Source organism: Corynebacterium sp. HMSC05C01, from assembly GCF_001807155.1.
Classification (GTDB): domain Bacteria; phylum Actinomycetota; class Actinomycetes; order Mycobacteriales; family Mycobacteriaceae; genus Corynebacterium; species Corynebacterium coyleae.
The window spans coordinates 1-4,880 of sequence record NZ_KV787963.1 but is presented as its reverse complement, the minus strand read 5'-3'; the positions used below and the strand labels follow the sequence as shown (position 1 = coordinate 4,880).

Annotated in this window: 6 protein-coding genes; 3 read left to right on the top strand and 3 right to left on the bottom strand. The window is 55.4% G+C overall.

Translation table 11 applies throughout. The features are described from left to right. Positions 1-307 (top strand): hypothetical protein (locus tag HMPREF3145_RS11695; protein WP_210384176.1); only part of this gene is annotated, 307 nt, incomplete at its 5' end. Between the two features lie 129 nt (positions 308-436). Here the strand turns inward: HMPREF3145_RS11695 and HMPREF3145_RS07770 are convergent. Continuing rightward, entirely contained in the window at positions 437-1,855 is a 1,419-nt protein-coding gene (locus HMPREF3145_RS07770) for a hypothetical protein (protein ID WP_070422674.1), read from the bottom strand. A gap of 111 nt (positions 1,856-1,966) precedes the next feature. After that, complete coding sequence (locus HMPREF3145_RS11860; protein WP_168162460.1) at positions 1,967-2,131, bottom strand: hypothetical protein; 165 nt, start codon at positions 2,129-2,131, stop codon at positions 1,967-1,969. Between the two features lie 283 nt (positions 2,132-2,414). On the opposite strand from HMPREF3145_RS11860, the gene istA reads away from it, so the two are divergent. Then, positions 2,415-3,890, top strand: a complete 1,476-nt coding sequence (istA, locus tag HMPREF3145_RS07760) for an IS21 family transposase (protein ID WP_070421491.1) — start codon at positions 2,415-2,417, stop codon at positions 3,888-3,890. Between the two features lies 1 nt (position 3,891). Beyond that, complete coding sequence (istB, locus tag HMPREF3145_RS07755) at positions 3,892-4,626, top strand: IS21-like element helper ATPase IstB (RefSeq protein ID WP_101733627.1); 735 nt, start codon at positions 3,892-3,894, stop codon at positions 4,624-4,626. A gap of 74 nt (positions 4,627-4,700) precedes the next feature. Here the strand turns inward: istB and HMPREF3145_RS11690 are convergent, their stop codons facing one another. Continuing rightward, positions 4,701-4,835 carry a hypothetical protein gene (locus HMPREF3145_RS11690; RefSeq protein WP_246817553.1) on the bottom strand — a complete coding sequence of 45 codons (135 nt, stop codon included), beginning with the start codon at positions 4,833-4,835 and terminating at the stop codon, positions 4,701-4,703. Between the last annotated feature and the right edge of the window lie 45 nt (positions 4,836-4,880).

The window sequence follows — 4,880 nt, the reverse complement described above, 5'->3', positions numbered from 1 at the left end:
CCCGCGTGTCCACGGTGTGCGCCCCCACAGCAAGCACGGTCGCATCAGGGCGCAATTGCCTATCGAGAACCACCGGTTCCCCGCACTCGTCGCCACCACAACCAACCCGGCCCGCCCCAACATCTCATCCGCCGCAGCACTCCCCGACTCCACCCACGGGTGCGGCAGATCGGCCGGCTTGCTTCTCGACACAAACGTCACCGACACCTCCCGCACCCCCTCCGGCACGTCTAAAACCGTGCAAGCGTTTCAGGATCCTGAGCCTGATAAGAGCCCTCAACGCCCAATGAGCAGAACCGATCTGTAAGAAGAGATCGAACCGCTAAGTGAGATTCGCAGGCGTGCTCATCTACATCAGACTCCGGAATCGCACCTTCATCCGAGGCCCCTGAAACGGGTGCTGAACCACGGAAAGGCAAGTTTCAGCCAATGCAGTTCAGAGCGTTTCGGAAGGCGTCGAAGGCATCGCTGTTAAGGCTTTTGGAATCACTGCTTCTAGATCCTTTTTGAAACCGTCACACGCATCAGGTTGCATGGGGGTCACGTCGCGAAAAACACCGATTCTCCGAGAAACGGGTTGCTCGAACTCATCTACCAAGCCATTCCCAAGCGGTCCATAACCCACGAGCATAATTTTTGCGTTCGGTAGACCAGAAGAATAGTCCTGCAGCGCCTCTAGATTTGAACGACGCTGTCCCCGTTTGTGCTGTTTACACTCGATTGCAGCGATCGTTGTGTTGGGGTGGCTTACTGGGTCCCGAGTGATCGAAAAGTCCGGTTGAATCGCTCGCTTTCTGTTTTTGCCGATAGGTGCCGGGTGAGGGCTTCGTAGCTCTGCCCAAATGTCGATGTCCCCCTCCACCGACTTGTACGTCGCGAGTTGGGCTCCGGAGAAGTTGAATGAAAGTCGGCCATCTACAACCCAAAAGCGCAGGTTTTCGAATCCGACCGCGTCGACAATCAACGTAAACACCCAAGCAGCATAAACGTCATGCCGCTGCCCCCAGAGAGGAAGCGACAAAAGCTTTCTTAGCGACTCAAGAATCGTTGTGTCCACGCGAACTGTGACGGAGTCCTGCAATTTGGATTTAATCTCAGGTATCGCCTCTCTCAGACGCCTTGCGGTCTCTAGATCTCCCGCTCTTATCGCTTCTGAAGCCGCTCTTACTACCGTTTCAGCTCGTTCATCCCAATAATCGTGTGCTAGCACCCCCTGGTAGTTACCGACATCGCCCAGTTTCGCTCTAGCGAACTCAGCACGCGATTTCCCGGAGTCTAGAGCTCGCTTGAGAAAAGCCTCCCTTAATTCCCAAACTTCAGCCAACACTCGGTCGATTTCATCGTCACCTGATTCCGGGAAGGGAAGACCAACAATCGTCCACTCATCCTTCGACGACCTCCGCTGTGGAAACCCGTCTGTTCCACTGATGAGCCTCAGGAGATCCCACGGTGCGTCAATGTCCCAGGAGAGCCAGTCATTCTTAACTGTCGAATAGATCCGCTCCCATTCTTCGAAAGCACCAGTATCGAACTCAAAACCGTCCTCATTTGAATCTAAGGCGATTGCAAACTTGAGGTTCTCTTTATCTGCGTATTTAGCGCCGATTTTCTCATACAAGCTGTATAGCTGATTTAGCATCCTCGCGAATGGTTCGATCGAGTTCAACATCGCCGATGCCAACTTCTGCGCAGAAAAACTATTTTCCTGCAGGTACTTGTCGAAAGAAACTCCAGCTGGCACCCCGAAGTGGGCGCAAAGCTGTTCTACCAATTCCACGTCATAATCAGTCGCGCGGAAAATCTTATTGGACTTAAGCACATCCCAGAGGTCCAATGCAGTATCTACTCTCGGCATACGCCCAATTTATAACGTCGTGGGGAATTGCGCCTGGACAAACAAACATTTCATCGATTCGGTTAATGTCGCTTCAGACACCTAAATGCACCGCTCAACCAGCTCTCACCTTTAGAGACGGCGACCAGCGGTACCTACCCCTCCCCCGCAACCACCCTCGCCCCCCGCCAGGTCCTCCCACGGCATCCCGACGGTCTTAAACACCACCCGCCGCGCCGGATCCAGCGCCACCTCCCCGCGTACAACCTCAGCCATCGTCACCACGTCATCCCACACAAACGGCCCCTTCTCCATGTGTCTGATCTGATGTAGGTGGTCCAGTTCGGCTTGGGAAGTAGTCCGTTTCGGCGGCCTGTTTTAGTCCGTTTCAGCGTGAAAAAGTAGGCCACTTTCCTGGTGCGTTGCTGTGACTGGTGTGGCTCTTTTGGAATGAAAAAGGGCCATGCCGAGTAACCATCCCAGTAGGTTTCTGTTCCTGAGAAATGTCCCATCTTCGTTTGGCCGCGAGGTCCGGGACTTGGTTTTTCAGGAAGGGACCAGAAAGTAGATGACAATCAGCATGACCACGATCGAAACTATCAGACAGCTCGATGACGAGGGAATGTCCCGACGAGCGATCGCGAAGGCGGTATCGGTATCTCGCGCTACGGTCGATAAGTACGTCAACCAGGACGATTTCAGCCCTATCCCGCCAGTTAAGTTACATAAGCCAGGATCACTAGCGCTCGGTGAGACGTTGTGTGCCGTGATTGATCGGTGGCTTGAGCAAGATCAGCGCATGCCGCGCAAGCAACGCCACACTGCGCAGCGCATCTGTGACCGGCTTGCCGCCGAACATGGATATACCGGCTCGTATTCGCCGGTACAGCGCTACGTCAAGCAGTGGAGGCAGGACCATAAAGCCCCAGGAGATGGGTTCATGGAGTTGGAATGGTCTCCCGGGATCATCCAGGTTGATTTCGGCCAGGCAGAAATCAACCTGGCGTCAGATGTGAAGGTTGTACACCTTTTGGTGGTGACGTTTCCGTACTCGAATATGAGGTTTTGCAGGGCCTTCGCCGGTGAAACCGCCGAGTGTGTCATTACCGGATTGCTGGATGTCATCGATGCTGCCGGCGGAGTGCCGACTGAGATGGTCTTCGATAACGCTACTGCTATTGGACGCCGTGTCGGCCCGAAGGTTGTCGAATCAGAGCTCTTCGCCGCGTTTAAAGCGCACTATCGGACTCGGTCGCGTTACTGCAACCCGTATTCAGGCCATGAGAAAGGCAATGTGGAAAACGCTGTCGGGTTCATCCGCCGAAACCTGCTCGTTCCCGTGCCAGAAGTTGCTTCACTGGCAGAACTAAACGCTCTTCTGGACTCTGGGTGTGCCGCGTTTGCCAAGCAGACCCATTATAAGAAGGCAGCGGTAATCGCTGATCTGTTTCAACACGATCAACAAGCGCTCAAAGCATGTCCGTCGGTGCGGTTTAATCCGGTGCGTTTCGAAGTGCGTCGCACCGATAAAACCGGGATTGTCACCGTAGCAGGCAACCGCTACCTAGTCGGGCCTGCCTGGGCAAATAGGCAAGTCACGCTGGAATTGTCCCACGACACCATCACCGTCTTAGACGAGGAGTCTCGACGCATCATCGCGCTGCCGAGAGTCTTCGGCACTGCAGACGCTACAGTGATCAACCCCATAAGTCTGCTGCCAGGGTTAGCCAAAAAGCCGGGAGCGTGGAAGAACTCACCACTTCGCCACCATATGCCGGATAACGTCGTCGGCTACCTCGACGAAGCAGATACCGTCACACGCCGTGAGTTTTTCACCCATGCACAAACCACCGCCGCAGAATGCGGTTTCGACGCCACCGTCACCGCCGCTGCAGCACTTTTAGAAGCCAACGCTCAACCAACCGGACCGCATCTTGGCATCGCTGCACGATACAGCACCCCACCACCAACACAGCACACCAGAGCAAACCTGGCTACCTACGACCAACTCCTTGCCACCACAATCAACACCCCACAGCATGCGGAGGCGACCTAAAATGAGCGCTACAACCACCAAAAACCAAGTTGTCACACTCGGCCGCCAGCTCTATTTGACCACCGCTGTGTTACGCCAATGCGTTGAACACGCCACCCCACGCCAGTGCGACATCCTCATCGAATTGTTCGAAGCTGAACTTTCTTCCAGAGCAGCATCCAGAGCCCGCCGCCTCATGCACCGTGCGCGTGTGCCAGTACGCAAAACCCTCGACGGCTACGACTGGTCACCAGTGACCCTGCCCACGGACATCACCCGCGAACACCTCACCACGCTTGAGTTTCTCAACGGATGCGAAGACCTCGTCTTCTACGGTGACGTCGGCACCGGGAAAACACATCTCGCCATCGCGCTAGCCACCCAAACATGCCTTGCAGGCATCCCAGCAAGGTTTTTCACCGCCGCCGGCCTAGTCGACCACTTACGCAACGCTAAACAGGCAGGAAGACTCGACAAAGAACTCGCAGCACTCGGCAAAAACAAGCTCCTCGTCATCGACGAACTCGGCTACATCCCCATCGACACTGACGGTGCACGGTTACTTTTCCAAGCCATCGCCGACGCCTACGAACAACGCAGCCTGATCATCACCACCAACCTCGCGTTTTCCCAATGGGGCCAAGTCTTCGGCAACGATGACATGGCAGCGGCAGCCATCGACCGCATCGTCCACCACGGACGCATGATTACCTTCACCGGCCAGTCCTACCGCATGGCAAACGCCCTCATGAAATAACCCTCAAAACCCCAGCAACGCTCAAACGGCCCAAAACCGTGCCGAACTGGCCTAAAAATTCGAGCCGAAACGGCCTAAAACAACTTGACAAAACACACCTTCTCCACCGCAATCGCCACATCGCCGGCCTCCCGCCGCGCAGCCTCAACATCCTCCACAATCACCTGCGCACCCCGCAGCACATCCTCATGCAACTCCCGCGTGTCCACGGTGTGCGCCCCCACAGTGAAGTGCCCCGAGTTTTGTTCCTAGGC

Bases quoted from the DNA above. Each gene is read 5' to 3' on its own strand.
- istA (WP_070421491.1), top strand. From the start codon at position 2,415: ATGACCACGATCGAAACTATCAGACAGCTCGATGACGAGGGAATGTCC.
- HMPREF3145_RS07770 (WP_070422674.1), bottom strand. From the start codon at position 1,855: ATGCCGAGAGTAGATACTGCATTGGACCTCTGGGATGTGCTTAAGTCC.
- istB (WP_101733627.1), top strand. From the start codon at position 3,892: ATGAGCGCTACAACCACCAAAAACCAAGTTGTCACACTCGGCCGCCAG.